This is a genomic window from Streptomyces sp. NPDC023157 (assembly GCF_055560575.1).
The window spans coordinates 280,419-297,424 of sequence record NZ_JBVHIL010000007.1 but is presented as its reverse complement, the minus strand read 5'-3'; the positions used below and the strand labels follow the sequence as shown (position 1 = coordinate 297,424).

At 67.8% G+C, this 17,006-nt stretch carries 8 protein-coding genes and 1 pseudogene; 6 read left to right on the top strand and 3 right to left on the bottom strand.

What is annotated here, in order from left to right:
• Positions 1 to 135: 135 nt before the first annotated feature.
• The 6 genes from ACZ3ZE_RS25910 (at position 136) to ACZ3ZE_RS25885 (ending at position 12,717) form a co-directional block, all read left to right on the top strand.
• Positions 136 to 4,095, top strand: coding sequence for a BREX-2 system ATPase PglY family protein (locus tag ACZ3ZE_RS25910; protein ID WP_467260869.1), 3,960 nt, complete (start codon positions 136 to 138; stop codon positions 4,093 to 4,095).
• The gene (gene pglZ, locus ACZ3ZE_RS25905; protein WP_467260867.1) at positions 4,095 to 6,881 is read left to right on the top strand and encodes a BREX-2 system phosphatase PglZ; all 2,787 of its coding nucleotides are present in this window, start codon (positions 4,095 to 4,097) and stop codon (positions 6,879 to 6,881) included. Before ACZ3ZE_RS25910 ends, pglZ begins: the two co-directional genes overlap by 1 nt.
• Positions 6,878 to 8,212, top strand: a complete 1,335-nt coding sequence (gene brxD, locus ACZ3ZE_RS25900; RefSeq protein ID WP_030321487.1) for a BREX system ATP-binding protein BrxD — start codon at positions 6,878 to 6,880, stop codon at positions 8,210 to 8,212. The genes pglZ and brxD overlap by 4 nt, the downstream gene beginning before the upstream one ends.
• A complete protein-coding gene (locus ACZ3ZE_RS25895) occupies positions 8,209 to 10,347 on the top strand; it encodes a DEAD/DEAH box helicase (RefSeq protein ID WP_467260865.1) in 2,139 nt (712 codons plus the stop codon). Before brxD ends, ACZ3ZE_RS25895 begins: the two co-directional genes overlap by 4 nt.
• A gap of 235 nt (positions 10,348 to 10,582) precedes the next feature.
• Positions 10,583 to 11,290: a hypothetical protein gene (locus ACZ3ZE_RS25890; RefSeq protein ID WP_467260863.1), complete on the top strand. Its 708-nt coding sequence runs from the start codon at positions 10,583 to 10,585 to the stop codon at positions 11,288 to 11,290.
• A 134-nt stretch (positions 11,291 to 11,424) separates the two neighbouring features.
• Entirely contained in the window at positions 11,425 to 12,717 is a 1,293-nt protein-coding gene (locus ACZ3ZE_RS25885) for a DUF2075 domain-containing protein (RefSeq protein WP_467260861.1), read from the top strand.
• 56 nt (positions 12,718 to 12,773) lie between these two features.
• Here the strand turns inward: ACZ3ZE_RS25885 and ACZ3ZE_RS25880 are convergent, their stop codons facing one another.
• The 3 genes and pseudogenes from ACZ3ZE_RS25880 to ACZ3ZE_RS25870 form a co-directional block, all read right to left on the bottom strand.
• Positions 12,774 to 12,902 (bottom strand): DUF6408 family protein, encoded by a 129-nt coding sequence (locus ACZ3ZE_RS25880; protein WP_467260859.1) that lies wholly within the window; start codon positions 12,900 to 12,902, stop codon positions 12,774 to 12,776.
• Positions 12,903 to 13,161: 259 nt separating this feature from the next.
• A pseudogene (locus tag ACZ3ZE_RS25875) lies at positions 13,162 to 15,035 on the bottom strand (DNA/RNA helicase domain-containing protein).
• Between the two features lie 586 nt (positions 15,036 to 15,621).
• The gene (locus ACZ3ZE_RS25870) at positions 15,622 to 16,956 is read right to left on the bottom strand and encodes a GH1 family beta-glucosidase (RefSeq protein ID WP_361178688.1); all 1,335 of its coding nucleotides are present in this window, start codon (positions 16,954 to 16,956) and stop codon (positions 15,622 to 15,624) included.
• Positions 16,957 to 17,006: the final 50 nt, after the last annotated feature.

The following is a 17,006-nucleotide window of genomic DNA, read 5'->3' as shown; positions in this document are numbered from 1 at the left end:
AGGGTGCTCTGGAGTGGCGTGGATCTTGCTAGGGCCGGGTTCCGCCTGCCGTGGGCCTGGCAAGATTGGGGGCGTGCCGACCAGCGCACACCGTGTGACGCACGCCAAGCCACCGACCGAGGGACTGATCGCCTGATGCCTACGAGCGAGCTCTTCCTGAAGGATGTCATCGACATCAAGGAAGACGTCCATGCGGGCGACTTCAAGATCGAGCTCTCTCAGGGATTCAGCGAGACCGACGCACGGGTTGCCGAGTACGTTGTCACCGAGCAGCTCCAGGGTGCCTTCCGGCATGCGCTGAGCATCGTGTCGAACGCGGTACGTACGGGGAACTCGCACGCGGCCTATCTGCACGGCTCCTTCGGTTCCGGTAAGAGCCACTTCCTGTCCGTGCTGCACGCGGTGCTCAACAACCACTCCGCGGTCCACGCCAAGCCCCGCCTCATGGAGGTGGTCGCCCCGCACCAGGACTGGCTGCGGCAGAGCCGGTTCCTGATGGTTCCCTACCACCTCGTCGGCTCCACCGACCTCGACTCGGCGCTGCTGGGCGGCTACGTGCACACCGTGCGCGAACTCCACCCCGACGAGCCGCTGCCCCCCGTCTACCGGGCCGACGCCCTGCTCGCCGACGCCCGGGCCCAGCGGGGGTTCCTGGCCGACGACGCGAAGTTCCTGCAGTGGCTGGGCAAGGGAGCGGCGGCGCTCGCCCCCAGCGGCGCCGCGCCCGTGGAAGCCGACCCCGACGACATGGCGCCGCTGGACACGGGTGCTGGCGTGTCGGCTGCGGGCGCCTGGAGCGGCGCCGACTTCGACCGGGCGTTCAGCGCTTCCGCCGTGGACGACCCGTACCGGGAGAAGCTGGTCTCCGCGCTGCTGGCAGGGCCCATGGCCTCGTACGCCCAGGGCGTACGAGGGGAGGCCGGGGCCTACGTGCCGCTGGAGAACGGTCTCAAGATCATCTCCAGGCATGCCCAGTCTCTCGGCTACACCGGCGTCGTGCTCTTCCTGGACGAGCTGGTGCTGTGGCTCCAGGCGAACATGGGCAAGCAGGACTTCGTCCGGGACCAGGTGCAGCGGCTGGTCAAGCTGATCGAGTCCGCGGACAGCGGCCGGCCGGTGCCGATCGTGTCATTCATCTCCCGCCAGCGGGACCTGTCCCAGCTCATCGGCAGCGATGTGGCCGGTGCCGACGTGGAGAACCTCGAGCAGCAGATCGAGTACCTCGCCGAGCGCTTCGACGTCGTCGACCTCGAGGACAGCAACCTCGTCGAGATCATCAAGCACCGCGTGCTCTCCCCTAAGCCGGGCATGGAGTCCGTCCGCGACGACGCGTTCAAGATCGTGGAGTCGTCGAACGACGAGGTGCGCCAGGTGCTCCTCGACGCGCAGGGCCGCACCGAGGCCAGCTGGGACGACTTCCGCGAGCTCTACCCGCTCTCCCCGGCCCTGCTGAACGTGCTCGTCGACCTCTCCGGCGCCCTGCAGCGCGAGCGGACCGGCCTGAAGCTGGTGCAGGAACTGCTGCGCCGGCGTCGCGACGACCTCAAGCTCGGGGAGCTGATCCCGCTCGGAGACCTGTACGACGTCATCGCGGACCGTACCGGCGCCGCCTTCACGCCCAAGCTGCGCCGCGAGTCGGAGATCGCGCACCGCTTCCACGGTCGGGTCAAGGACACCCTCCTCGAGAAGTACAAGTCCAAGGACGACAAGCGGTTCCAGACCGACGACCGGCTGGTCAAGACGCTGCTGCTGGCCGCCCTCGCCCCCAACGTGCCCGCGCTGACCCGCCTCACCGGCAGTCGGCTCGCCGCGCTGAACCATGGCGCGATTCGCACCCGGGTCGGCGACGCGGGCTCCGTGGCCGTCAAGCGGCTGCGGGATCTCCAGGTGGAATACGACGGAGAGCTGCGCAGCGAGGGGGACACCAGCGACCCCGTCTTCCACCTGCACCTCTCGGATCTGGACGTGGAGCCGCTCCTCGAAGAGGTTCAGGGAGCCGCCGACCAGCTCGGCTACCGCCGTCAGTGGATCAAGGACCAGCTGTGGCGGGCGCTGGGAGTCAAGGACACCGAGTCCTTCGTCTGTGAGCGGGAGGTCGTCTGGCGCGGCACCAAGCGCCGGGTCGAGCTGGTCTTCGGCAACGTGCGTGACACCCACCTGCCGGACGAGGAGTTCACGCCGCAGCTGCCGGGCAACATCCGCATCGTCTTCGACTACCCCTTCGACGACGCGGACCACTCACCCATGGACGACGTCCAGCGTGTCGACAAGCTCCGGAGGGCCGGTCGGAACGACCCCGTCCTCGTCTGGCTGCCCGACTTCTTCTCCGAGCAGACGGGGCGGCAGCTCGGCCGCCTCCTGAAGATCAACTACCTGCTGGAGCGGGACCGGCTGGAGGATCACACCGCCACCCGCCCCGCAGAGGAACGTGCTCAGATCCGCAACCAGCTCAAGGCCTCGCGGGACAGCCTCACCGAACGGCTCACCACATCGCTCCTGGAGCTGTACGGGATCAACCGGGCCGAGCCCGGGACGGTCGGTGCGCAGGTGCCGGAAGGGCAGCATCTGATCTCCCTCCAGCGCGGTTTCGAACGGACCCGGCCGGAACCTGCCGTCGGGTTCGAACAGAACCTGCTGCTGCTCGCCGACGAGATGTACGCGGCGCGCTACCCCAAGCACCCCGATTTCGACCCTCGGCTGACCCGCAAGCCCATCACCCTGGGCGACCTCAAGGCCACGCTTGAATGGATCACCCGGGCGATGGAGGACGGGTCGCGGCGGGTGGTCGTCGACGGCCACCACCTGGAGAAGGTCCGGAAGATCGTGCACGCGCTCGGTCTCGGAGAGGTGCACGACGGTCCGCTCGTCGTCACCAACGACTGGCGGCTGCGCATCAACAAGCGGGCCGCGGAGAGTGCCGACGCCGACGGCGATCTCGCCGTGGAGACCATCCGTACCTGGATCTCCGAGATGGGCTACGAAGGGCTCGACCGCCACGTCGGCAACCTGCTCATCGCCGCCTACGCGCTGGTCGACGACCGCACCTGGATCTACCAGACCTCCACGATTCCGCAGGCCCCCGAGCTCGACAAGATCGGCCCCGGTTATGGGCTGCGGGCAGTGGCGCTGCCGGACGAGGACACGTTCAGCAATGCTCTGCGCAGGGCGGGTGTCATCTTCGGGGTGCACGTTTCGCCGGTGCTCTTCGCCCGTAACGTCGCCCAGCTCGTCAACAAGGTGCGGGGTGTCGCGGACGAACACCGCAAAGCCGTTGCAGGGGTGCGCGACCTGCTGCAGAAGCACGCCGGCCGGCTGGGCCTGGAGGGGCCCGGAGGTGTGCAGGCGCCGCGACTTCAGTCCCTGAAAGCCGCCGCCGATCTCATGGCCCGCGTACAGCGCACCGGCGATCCGACCCTCGTCGTCCAGGAGATCGCAAGCATCGCCTACGAGGTCGGCGACGAGGAGATCGGTGCTGCCCTCAAGCAGGCGCCCGATGTGCTCTCCGAGCTCCACTCAGAGGAATGGCCTCCGCTACTCGACACAGTTCATGAACTGTCGACGCGCGACGACTCCGTCGGCGACCGGGCCCGCGGACTCCTGGCAACCGTCCAACGTGTGGCGAACAGCCATGAGTCCCGGGACGAATCCCTCGCCCCGGTCCTCGCCGGCATCCAGGGCTCGGCCATGGCACTGATGAGGGAGGCCACCAGGCTCGCCCAGGCGGCGCAGCCGGTGACTCCGCCGCCGGCCCCGGCGCAACCGACCGCCGAGGACATCCGGCTCACCGAGCACGGCAACCCGTCGGTGCCCACCGTCGTCTCGCCCCAGGCGGTGGACCCCCGACAGGGAGCAGTGTGGCCAGGGCCTGCCGCTCCTACCGGGCCGGTCGCACCCACCCCCGGCCCGCCGGGCTCCCACGGTGCGTACCTCGTCGAACCGACGCGGCTCGAAGCCAGTCTGGCTGCCACCGTCGCGGAACTCAGCAGCGAGCTCCGCACCTTCCTCACCGCTCATCCCGGCGCCCGCGTCCAGGTCTCGTGGCAGGTCGTCGAGGCCGATGCCGGGACGGCCGACACCGAAGAGGCAGGCAACTGATGGTCCAACCTCTTCCGCAGGTCGGCCGCCGCACGATCGAAGCCCTACTGGAAAAGAACGCTTCCGCGCTGCGCGACCGCTCTCTGATGTTGATCCACGGCCGCTACGCACCTGGGGCCACCGGCGCTTTCACCGCTACGGTGGGCGGTGAGCCGCGGCGGGTGAGCGTGCGAGACGAGTCGTCCGTCCTCGGCCTGCTCGCCGCGTGGCAGGAGCACCGCGCGGACGCAGCCCCGGGCAGCCTGCTCGTGGTCACCACCGGGGTGGACGACGCACAGCTCGGCTGGGACCTGCGCGGACACGCGGTGCGCCGTCGCACGCTCACCGTGGACCGAGCCGAGATCGTCCTGCAGCGCTTCGGTGCCGCCGGCCTGGACATGCGGATGTACCGCGAGGACTGGCTGCTGGAAGCGTTGCTCGACGCCGAACCTGCTGAAGGCGGCTGGCCGAGAGCCGCGGGGGTGCTCACCCGGGACTCGGCCCTGCGCGCCCTGGTCGTCGTACGCCTCGGGCTGGCCCGGACCCCAGGCTCCGCGGACACGTCGAGAGAAACCGCCATCGACGCGGACTCCCTGCTGGCATGGTCCCGCACGACGGCAGGCCCCCGCCGATTCGCCGAACTCAAGGACGTCGAACGGGACGAGCTGAAGAAGTGGCTCGGCGAGGTGGCCGGCCCTGCGGTACCGGTGCTGCTCGCGCTCGCGGAAACGGGGCGGGGGGCGGACGCCATGGCACTCGGCTTGCTCGGCGCGGCGCTGCGCGATCCGGCGGCGAGCCCGGACACGGTCCTCGCCGTCGGCGGACTCTTCGGTCAGGCACGCCCTCGGCGCGCCGAACTCACCGCTTTCACGGACTCGGTGGAAGGGACACTGATCCGCTGGATCTCCGAGGCACGCAGCAGCGACAGTGCCAGACAGCGCGTCTTCGCGGTACTCGACCGGGCCGATGAGCTGGCACGCGACGCGGGCCTCACGACGGGCCTGGCCGCCAGCCGATTTCTCCCCTCCAGCTTCGCAGCCCAGCTGGGGGCGGTGATCGCGGCAGCCCGCCAGTCTCCGGACGCGGGCGAGAACGAACTCGCAGACCTGAAGGGGCATGCCCTGGCCGGGCTCTTCCCCGACCGCGTACGGGTCGCGGAGATGGCCGTACGCCTCGCACGCTGGCTGCGCCTGCCCGTACCCGCCGTCACAGGGGTGGCGGCCGGAGTCGCAGCGCACGGAGCCGACTGGGGCTGGGCCGACCGGGCGCTCACGGTGCTGTGGAGCGGCGATCCCGGGGGCGACCGGGAAGCCGCGCGGCATCTGCGCGCGCTGTACGCCGAAGGGCGGGACCGTAGGGAAGCACTGGACGAGGCTTTCGCCCGGCAACTGGCGGGGTGGACACTCCATGCCACCGCTCAGCAGCCGGGCGGCGCTCTCGTGGTCGAGAACGTCCTGGAGACCGTCGTGCGACCGCTGGCCGCCGGCGTGGCCCCCCTTCTCATCGTGCTGGACGGTATGAACAGTGCCGTTGCGGCCCAGCTCGGTGAGGAGACGGAACGCGAGGGCTGGCGGGAGATCATTCCGCGTCCGGCACAGGGCGAACCCGCACAGCGCCTCGCGGCGGTTACGACCTTCCCCTCCGTGACCCAGGTGAGCCGGACCTCACTGCTGACAGGGGCTGCGGTAGCGGGCGGTCAGTCAGTGGAATCATCCGGCTTCACTGCCTTCTGGAGGAAGCGTCGCAAGGACGCCGAGCTCTTCCACAAGGCCTCGATCGGCGGAGACGCCGGGCATTTCCTTGCCCCGGAACTACTGCTCGCCCTCGCCTCGGACGCCGTCGTCGGAGTCGTCCTCAACACGATCGACGACGCTCTCGACTCCGGGCAGCAGGGCCAGCGCACCGCCTGGTCGCTGCACGACGTCACCTATCTGCGCGAACTGCTGGCCGCGGCCCGTAGTTACGGGCGACCCGTCGTTCTGACATCCGACCACGGACACGTTCTGGAGCGTGAACCGGGCAGTGCCCCGGTCGAGGTTGACGGGCCGGTCGGGTCTGCCCGCTGGCGGCCAGGCTCGGATGCCCGGGAGGGGGAAGTAGCCCTGCGAGGCCCCCGCGTGCTGGATGGCGACGGGACGATCGTCGCGCCCTGGCGCGAGAACATCCGCTACTCGGGTCGCCGGGCCGGATACCACGGCGGTGCTGCCCTGGCCGAAGTAACCGTGCCCGTGCTGGTCCTCGCACCCTCGGCCGAGCTGGCGCCTCAGGGATGGGATCCGCTTCCCCGGGAGCAGGCAGCACCTTCGTGGTGGTGGTCTTCTGCCGCCACTGCGACGGAGGCGGAGCCTCTTACGGCAGGTGAAGTCACCTCCTCGAAGCCCAAGCAGAGCAAGACTCCGAAGCAGTCCGAGGGACTGTTCACGGACGCGGACGTAGTGACGGCCGACGGGCGCGGTGGCGAGGAACTCCTGGCCGCACCGCTCAGCCTTGGCGACCAGGTGGTGGCGAGCGAGGTCTACGAGGCGCAGAAGGCGTACGTTCGCAAGGCGCCGGAAGTAAAGATCGTGGCGGCCGTGATCGATGAGCTGGTGGCAGCGGGCGGCACCATGTCCCCGGCCGCCCTGGCGGCAGCGATCTCGGCCACCGGACGTGTGCGACGAAACATCGAGGGCTTCGTCGCCACTGTCCAGCGGCTTCTGAACGTCGAGGGTTACCCCGTGCTCGGATTCATCGACGGCGGTCACACGGTCAAACTGGACGAGACACTGCTGCGCGGGCAGTTCCTGCCGACTCAGGGGTCACGATGACGGGCCCCGTGGCCCAGGCCAGCGCGGTCCGACGGCGGGAGGTCATCGACGCGCTGCGGCGCGGAACCGTGCCCCAAGCGGGTCTCGACCTCCTCGCGGTCGGCCTCGGTCGCTTCGAAGCGGCACTCGACGACGACCTGGCGACGGCCTCGCGGGGCGGGGCCGCCTTCCACGCGATTCGTGGAGACTACGGTTCCGGCAAGACCTTCTTCGCCCGCTGGCTTGCCGAACGCGCGAAGAGAGCGGGATTGGCTACGGCCGAAGTGCAGATCTCCGAGACGGAGACTCCGCTGCACCGGCTGGAGACGGTCTATCGCAGGCTGACCGAGCGGCTGACCACCGCAACACATCAGCCCAGTGCCCTGCGCGCGGTGGTCGATTCGTGGTTCTACACCTTGGAGGAGGAAGTCCTCGACGCCGGAGAGGCCGACGAAGAGGACGAGGCGGGGCTTGCCGAGGCGGTTGACGCGCTGATGGAACGACGGCTGGCGGAAGTCGCCCGCACCACGCCTGCTTTTGCCGCGGCGTTGCGCGGCTACCGCAGGGCCGTCGCGGCTGGGGACGGAGCCACCGCCGAAGCGCTCATCGCCTGGCTGGGCGGACAGAAGTCCGTCGCAGCCTCTGCGCGTCGTACGGCCGGCGTCCGTGGGGACCTCGATCACTTCGCGGCACTCGGCTTCCTCCAGGGGCTCCTCACCGTGCTGCGTGACTGTGGCCACCCCGGACTGCTCCTCGTCCTCGACGAGATCGAAACGCTGCAACGCGTCCGAGGCGACGTTCGGGAGAAGGGGCTCAACGCTCTGCGGCAACTTCTCGACGAGATCGACGCCGGACGCTTCCCCGGACTCTTCCTCGTCATCACAGGAACCCCGGCGTTCTACGACGGCCAACAGGGAGCTCAGCGACTCGCCCCCCTCGCGCAACGGCTCGCCACCGACTTCACCACGGACCCCCGCTTCGACTCCCCTCGTGCGGTCCAGCTTCGTCTGGCAGGCTTCGATCTTCCTCATCTCGGCGAACTCGGCCGAGCAGTGCGGAACCTGTACCGGGAAGAGGCGCGTCATCCGGACCGGATCAGCGAGCGGGTCGACGACGCGTACATCGGCGACCTTGCCGTGGCTGTTACTGGCGGACTCGGTGGGAAGGTCGGAGTCGCACCCCGGGTATTCCTGCGGAAGCTGGTCGCCGACGTCCTGGACCGGGTGGACGAGTTCGAGGACTTCGACCCACGGCTCCACTACGCCTTCACCGTCACCTCGTCCGAACTCACGGAAACAGAGCGCAACGCGGCTGCAGGACGTGCGGATGACATCGAACTGGAGCTGCCGTGAGCGCCTCCGGCGAGCTGGACCCGGCGCTCGTCCACCACATCGTCAACACGCTGGGGTGGCGCAGCCTGCGTCCGCTTCAGGAGGAGTCGGTAGCACCGGTCCTCGCAGGCGACGACGCCGTACTCCTGGCTCCGACAGCCGGGGGAAAGACGGAAGCTGCGTGCTTCCCTCTCCTCTCGCGCATGGCGAAGAACAGGTGGACCGGCACCTCGGTGCTGTACGTCTGCCCGCTCAAGGCTCTGCTCAACAATTTGCTCCCGCGCCTGGAGAACTACACGTCATGGCTGGGACGTACGGCCGCGCTCTGGCACGGTGACACCACCGCCGGGGCCAGGAAGCGCATCCTGGCCGAGCGCCCGGACATCCTGCTGACCACCCCTGAGTCGCTGGAGGCGATGCTGGTCAGCGCCAATGTCGACCATACGTCCTTCTTCTCGGGGCTCAGGGCAGTGGTGGTCGACGAGGTGCACGCCTTCGCCGGAGACGACCGAGGGTGGCATCTCCTCGCAGTCCTCGAACGGATGCAACGGGTGGTGGGCCGGCCCCTCCAGCGCATCGGGCTCTCGGCGACGGTCGGCAACCCGGAGGAGCTGCTCACGTGGCTCCAGGGATCGGGCGCAGGGAAACGGCCGGCCCAGGTCGTAGCCCCGCACCTGGCCGGACCAGGGCCGTCGGCGGCAGGGGATACCGCCGTCATGCCGCCGGGTGACATCGAGCTCGACTACGTCGGTTCCCTCGACAACGCGGCCACGGTCATTGCCTCGCTCCACAGAGGAGAGAAGCGTCTTGTCTTCTGCGAGTCACGAAGGCTCGTGGAGGAACTGGGAGAGAAACTCCGCGCGAAGGGGATCACGGCTTTCCTGTCCCATGCCTCGCTCTCTCTCGAGGAACGCAGACGGGCGGAGACAGCCTTCGCGGAAGAACGCGACTGCGTCATCATCTCGACCAGCACGCTGGAACTCGGCATCGATGTGGGCGATCTGGACCGGGTGATCCAGATCGACGCGCCATCCTCGGTCGCCTCCTTCCTCCAGCGGCTCGGCCGTACCGGGCGCAGGGCAGACACCTTGAGGAACTGCCTCTTCCTGGCGCTGGGCGAATCCGGGCTCCTGGACGCGGCAGGGCTGCTGCTGCAGTGGTCCCGGGGATGGGTAGAGCCCGTGATCGCCCCTCCTGAGCCGCGCCACATCGTCGCGCAGCAATTGCTTGCTCTCTGTCTGCAGGAGCACCGAGTGGGCGAGAACCTGTGGCAGGAGTGGTGGAACGGTCTCGGACCCTTCGGTGGCGCCGCAGAACCGATCGCGCGACATCTGGTCGACGAGGGATATCTGGACCGGGACGGAGGACTCCTGTTTATCGGCCCCGAAGCCGAACGACGTTTTGGTCACCGCCATTTCATGCATCTCACGGCAGTTTTCACTGCGCCTCCGCAATTCACCGTGCTGCACGGCCGGTTGGAGATCGGCCGAACCGATCCCAGCCTGCTCACCGAGCGGGTGAACGGGCCGCGCCGCCTGTTGCTCGGCGGACGGAGCTGGCTGGTCACGTACATCGACTGGCGGCGAAAGCGCTGCTTCGTGGAGCCCGTGGACGGGGGAGGAAAGGCGAAGTGGAGCAGCGCCGGTTTTGGCCCCGGAGCATCGTTCGAAGTGTCGCGGGCGGTACGCGAAGTGCTGCTGGGCACAGCCCCACCCGTGAAACTCACGCAGCGGGCGGTCCGGACCCTGAGCGAAGCGCGTGAGCACTTCCTGGAGCGGGTACATCCGGGAGGCACGCTCATCATCCGGGATGCCGATGGTCGCATGCGTTGGTGGACGTGGGCAGGACACCGGGCCAACGCCACACTGACGGCCACCCTTGATGAGGTGGCGGTGCCGGGCCAACGCGTCAATGATCACTGGATCCGGCTGCGTGAGGACGTGACGCCGGCGTCCTGGAAGAGTCACACGGCCGGTGCGGCCGACCGGCTTTGTCTTCCCGCAGTCGATGAGCGGGCTGTACGGGGTCTGAAGTTCGCAGAGGCGCTGCCGCCGAGGCTGGCGGAAGCGACGCTTTCCGCCCGTCTGGCCGGCTCGGAGTCTGCGGCTGCCGTGTTGTCCGAACCTGTGCGATTCGTCTCGATCGCTGGGCAATGAGACCGCCTGGGATGGGACGTCAATTTCCGTGGTGCCGGGCTTCAAGGGGTACCCCGTGACCCGCACCGCTTGATCTAGCCACGATCGCCACAGTTCCGGCCGACAGCCGTCGTGATGTTCTCGGCAGGCCAGGCACTACCTAAGATCACCACAACCGAACTGCGGCCCGACGGGCTTCCTGGACAGGACATGCCCCCACCCGCACGAGTCACTCGTGCCCTGGGGGAACCATCTCGTGTCCATGCTCCTTCTGAGACTGTCGGCTCAGGATCTGCTCACTCTCGACTCGCGCGACCGGATGGTGCCGCATCTTGCCGCCCGATGGCGCTACTTCCGGGGAGCGGACGCCTCGGAGTCGGAGCGTTCTGCCTGGGCGGAGAGCCTGGTGAGCCTCGCGAGCGACCTGGTCGCAGCGGGACGGGGGAACGTGGAGATGATCGTCGAGTGTGCGGCCACCCTCGACGAGGCGGTCTGCCCCGGCGATCCCCGCCTTGTCGACGTCGTTCTGGTGGGGCGCCATCCAGAGCGCCAGGTGCCCTCCGTGCAGTTGGTCGAGTTGAAACGTTGGTCGACGGTGAGCCGGGTGGAACGGGCGACCGCGGACCTTTTGCATGTGCCGGGAATCAAAGAGAAAAAGAAGCATCCGGCGCTGCAACTGCGCGCGAACTATGAGGCGTTCACGAGCCCTCGAGGTCCGTTCCAAGGTGCCGACTTCGAATGCGGCGGTTTCGCCTACCTGCACAACGCCACCGACGAATCCGTAAGAACCCTGATCGACGTGGACGCGCCGACAGGGGCCTACGCCCGCGTCTACACGAGTGACCGACGCGAGCAGTTGTTGTCCGACCTCAGGATGAACTTCGCGGAGGGCGGTGCAGCCTCCACGGCAGAGCGGATGCTGCAGAGCATGGCCTGCGCAATACTCCGCTCGTCGATGCCATGATCTGGTCCCGCGGAGCCGACACCGTCTTCACTCTGCGAGGGCGGCAGAAGGAGGTCGCGGATCAAGTTCTGGAGACTGCTTCGAGGGTCCTACCGGATCCTCGACATCCCGCCCTGGTACCGGACGAGCGGCGTGTGGTCTTCCTCGTGACGGGTGGGGCGGGAACCGGGAAGAGCGCCATCGGCCTCCAGATAAAGGCAGAGCTGGAGGCCCAAGGCCGTACGGTCAAGTACGCCAGCGGCAGCAGGGCTTTCAACGGATCCCTTCAAGAACACGTCGGCTACGGGGACCGGCAGTTCAGGGAGACGTTCACCTACTTCAGCAGCTTCGTCACTCCACCCGACCCGCTCCTGGACGTGCTGATCTGCGATGAGGCACACCGGCTCCGGGACCGGTCGACTAATCGGTTCTTGAAACTCGAGGAGCAGGGCACGGGCCCGCAGGTCGATGAGCTCCTTGCCGCTTCCCGGTTGACGGTGTTCTTTCTGGACGAGGGACAGTCCGTGAGGCCGAACGATGTTGGAACCGTCGATCTGATCAAGGATGCGGCCGAACGGCACAATGCTCTTGTCATTCGATACAAATTGAGGGAGCAGTTCCGATGCGGAGGCAGCGACGCCTACGTTCGTTGGGTGAAGGCGTTGCTCGGCGTGACGGACGAGAAGCTCGACGAATGGCGCCCCGACGGACTGATGCATATCGAAGTAGCGGACACGCCGGAAGAACTCGAGCAGATCATTCGGACAGAAGTGCTGGCCGGTGCATCTGGGCGCATGGTCGCCGGCTACTGCTGGCCGTGGACGAAGCCGCTCGGCAAGGAGCGACGGCTGGAGGCCGACGTCCGCATCGGTGAGTGGCACCGGCCGTGGAACGCAGACAGCGACAGCTTCTGCGAGGACGGGGCACCGCCGTCGAGGATCTGGTCCGTGCACGAGAACGGCATGGGACAAATCGGCTGCGTCTACACCGCGCAGGGACTCGAATGGGACTGGTGCGGGGTGATCATGGGTGATGACATGGTGCGTCGCGGTGACCAGTGGGTGTTTCGGCGGGGCAAGGAGCTCAAGACAGAGAAGCCGGGTATCAAGCGGGTCGCCGAGCCCGGTTCGTTCGATCCCAAGGTGAAGCCCGGCAGCGTCGACAATGACGAGTTCGCGCGTCTTGTGCGGCACGCCTATCACGTGCTGATGACCCGTGCCAGTCGCGCCACGGTGCTCTATTCCACGGACCAGGAGACCCGGGACTATCTCAAGGACCTCGTCGGAAAAGTCGAGATTCACGGGCTGCGTCCCACGTGGGAGAACCTGCCGGTGGAGGCGCGTACACCGCATCTGCCCAGGCCTGGCCGAGGGCGGGGTCGGGGCAAGGGCAAGGGGAGAGGTCAGAAGAGTGGGGGGTCGCAGGCCCCTGAGATGAGGCTGTTCTGACAAGAGCTGTCGAATGAGTGAGGTGGCGGACTCACCGGGCCCGCCACCGGCCTGCACTAGAAGAGCAGACCCGCCATCGCCACCAGGGCCGTCACCAAGAGATTGGAGACGACCGCGGCGGCGATCTCGATCAGGATCTCGCGGATCCGTTCACGAGGCGCAGGCTTGCACTCGACTGAGGTCATGGCCACTCCAAAGCAGTGAGATCGGAATGGCAGGGGGACGCCCTACCGGGCATCCACGCTCACGTCGCACGTCACCACACGACGGGCACAACCATTCCTCACCCGCAGCTCATTGGGGAGAGCTCAGGAACCGCAGCCTCGTACCCTCCGGGAAGGTGCGCAGCACGATCATGCTAGCTCGTGAGCCGACGCGGGGGGTGTGGATTCCGCAGTCGCAGTCACATTCGCAGACTGGGCAAGGCCCGGGTGCTTGCGACGGTCAGAGCGTCAGGGGAATCAGCGAGCGGAGCTTTTCACGGGTTTCCGGGTCCGTCGAGTAGATGATCGTGCCGATCATGCCCCGGGTCAGCAACACTTTGTACGTGTTGCGGACGAGACGGTCGACGTCCTGGTCTGCGGTGGCCTTGGTGAAGGACGGGTCCTTGGAGGCGCTTCGGTCCACCACCCATCGGTACGTACGCCAGACGAGGTCCGGACCCATGATCACGCCGGACCAGTCGTACTCGAAGCCCTGCGCGGTGTAGACGCATCCGACCTGTCCGAACCCTGCTGGGTCGGTGGCCCAGAGGGGGGGGCCGGTGGGGCGCCGAGCAGGGCGCGGTCGCCATAGAGGTTCCATGGCCTGGCCCAGTCGCCGATGACCACGTCGGTGGGCAGGGTGTGCATGCTGGAAGTGATCTTTGTCGTCCACTTCCAGCAGTAGCCCGCGGACATGCGCGCACCGTAGTCCTGGGCTCGTCGGGCAGCCAGGAAGTCCTCGAGTTCCTGGGGGGTGTCCGCGGTCAGGAGCTGTACCTTGTCGTCCGGCTCCCACGCGGTGGGCGCGTTTCCTTCGAGCCCCAGCAGGTCGACCACCCAGCGCAGGTAGGCGTCGCTTCCGCCGCACCGGAACTGGCTGTCGAGATTCACCACCGTGCAGTCCAGACCCTGTTCGGTCGCGGCGGCCTGGATCTGCTCCACGGTTCCCATCTCGCCCGGACGCACCACCTGGTGCTGGTCCAGCAGGAACACCGGAACTCGCGCGGCGTCCATCAGCTCCGCCACCTGCGGTCGGCCAGTCCGCAGGGTCGCCTTCGTGTAGCGGTTCGCGGAGGTTTTGCGTAGCCGGTGTGCCTCGTCGCAGACCAGCACGTCCAGGTCGTTCGGCTCAGCCTCCATGAAGCTGTTGAAGTAGCGGAAGAGCCGCTGGACCTCCGGCTTACGGGCACCGGCGACCTTACGCATCGTCTTGGTGAAGGACTGCGATCCGGTGGCATGCAAGGCCGGTACCCCGCGCCGATAGAGGTCGCCCAACAGGGAGAGGGCGATCACGCTCTTGCCGGAGCCTGGCCCGCCGGCCACGACGACGACCTGCTTGCGGTTGGACCGCCGGGCCTGCCGAACTGCCGACATGACCGTTTCGTAGGCGAGCCGCTGTTCGTCCAGCAACACGAACTGCTCCCGGTTGCGCACCTCTTCGGCGGCAACGGCCATCAGCTGCCTCGATGGCCGCACCTTGCCCTGCAGCAGGGCGTCGGCGGCCTCGGCACCCGGCTTCGCCGCCAGCCTGGAGCGGAGGTAGCCGAGGAATGCACCACGCTGGTCGCCGGTGAACATCCGGCCCCGATCGTCCTCGGTGACGGCGCGGAGCCCCGCGACCCCGAAGTCGGTCGCGTTGTGCAAGTAGGCGACCCCCGCGACCGAGTCGGGGATCCGCTCCAGCGCTCCGTTGAACGAGATGAGGTAGTCGCAGTAGCCGCGCACCTGCTCGATCGGGTTGAGGACCGGATCCGGGTATGCGTCGATGCGGCACAGCAGAGGATCGTCCTCCGCCGGGTACGCCTCGCTCCACTGCTTCAGCTCGACCACCACGTACGAAGGCTCTTCGGTACTCGGATGAACACCAGCAAGTATCACGTCAGCGCGCTTGCTGGTCAGGGGCAGCGAGTACTCCAACATCATCTCGACTTCACCGAGGCCGGCTTCCACGAGCGCGTTGGTGAGCGCCGGGATACTCCGCTCCCAGGAGCGCACCTCCGACGGCTGGGGCCGATGGCGGTGCTTGTGCAGGAAGTTCTCGGTCAGGAGCTCGGTCAGCTGTCCTTCAAGGTGGGTGCGGTTGGCCAACGACGCCGCGGACTCACGGAACAGCAAGGAAGTGCCCCCAGGCAGCACGAAGTAGCTCGTGCGGGTGGGGGGCATGTCCTTCGGTTCCACGGAAGTGGAGCGGAAGCCCGTCGGGCCGCTGAGATGGTCTTCGCCATCCTAGAACAGGCTATGGATCACGCGCCCGAGCTGGTCAACGGCCTCGTGTGTGGGGAGCTGGTGACGCTCCTCTGACGCACAGAGCTCCTCGCGTCGACGAAACGGAGACTCTGGCCTGCGGATCTGCCCCGTCGCTTGCTTCTCAATGTGTTCTCAGGGACGCACCACGTGGAGTGCGTGGCGATCCTGGAGCCGGTGAAGAAGGACGCCTGACCTGCGGTTTTGCGGGTGCGCGGTAGGTGCCGTGTGGGCGTTACGTGACCTGCGTGGCGATACCGCCGAACCGCGGGCCCGAGCCGTGAGTCCCGGTGGAGATCGCCCCGGAGACGGTCTGCCGGTCGATGTCCCCCGTGATCCCCGGTGCGAGGCCGAGCTCCCCGGCCGGCGGACGCGCGCGGGCCGGACCTCTTCGTCGCCTGCCCAGTTGCGCCATGACTCGGACCTTGCGAGCAGTCCCCTCGTCCGCGTCGGCGGCTCAACCGCGCTGAGCGCGGATCAGGTCGCGATACCACGCGAAGGACGCCTTCGGGGTACGGACCTGGGTGTCGTGGTCGACGTGGACGAGGCCGAAGCGCTGGTGGAAGCCCTCGGCCCATTCGAAGTTGTCGATCAAGGTCCAGGTGAAGTAGCCGCGGACGTCCACGCCTTGGGCCACGGCGGCGTCGACGGCCTGGAGGTGGGTGTCCAGGTAGTCGATGCGGTCGTGGTCGAGGACGGCGCCGTCCTCGGTGACGACGTCCTCGACCGAGCAGCCGTTCTCGGTGATGTAGACGGGCGGGAGTGCCGGGTAGCGATCCTTGAGGCCGACGAGCAGTTCCCGTAGCCCGTCGGGGACGACGGGCCAGTCGAAGGCGGTGCGACGGAAGCCCTCGATGGGGGCGTCCTCGAAGGGCAGCCCTTCGGACGTCGGCGCCTGGATGCGGGTCGGGTTGTAGTAGTTGATGCCGAGCGCGTCCAGCGGGGCCGAGATCAGTTCGAGGTCACCGTCCTGGACGGATCCGCCGAGGGTGGCGTCCGCACCGAAGGCGGACAGGTCGGGGTAGGTGCCCGTGAAGATCGGATCGTTGAACAGGCGGTTGTGCAGGGCATCGTAGGCGCCCGCAGCGGCGATGTCGGCGGCAGCGTCCGATGCGGGCCAGACCGGGGTGCAGTTGTTGGCGATCATCACCTGGAGACCGCGCGCCCGCAGTTCTCCCAACGCCAGCCCATGGGCCAGTAGTTGGTGGTGGGCGACGGGGAGGCAGTCCAGGAAGAGGGCGCGGCCCGGCGCGTGGGTCCCGAGGCCATAGCCCCAGACCGTGTGGATGAACGGCTCGTTGAGCGTGATCCATTTCTGGACTCGGTCGCCGAGCCGGTCGGCCATGACCGCGGTGTAATCGGCGAAGCGGTACGCGGTGTCGCGGTTCAGCCAGCCGCCTTCGTCCTCGAGGCCCTGGGGGAGGTCCCAGTGGTAGAGGGTCGGGACGGGTTCGATGCCGCGTGCGAGCAGGCCGTCGACCAGCCGGTCGTAGAAGTCCAGGCCCTGGCGGTTGACCCCGCCCGTGCCGGTCGGCCGGATCCTGGGCCAGGCGATGGAGAAGCGGTAGCCGGTGAGGCCGGCCTCGGCCATCAGCGCGAGGTCCTCCTCGTACCGGTGGTAGTGGTCGCAGGCCACGTCACCGGTGTGCCCGTCGCGGACCGTACCGGGTCGGGCGGTGAAGGTGTCCCAGATCGACGGCCCGCGACCTTCCTCCTTGGTGGCGCCCTCGATCTGGTACGACGCCGTCGAGGCGCCCCAGATGAAGTCGGCGGGGAGATGGTTCAGCGTCACGACTAACCTCCTGAAACATGAGCTGGGCTCACGTTAGCTGTTGGGGTGGG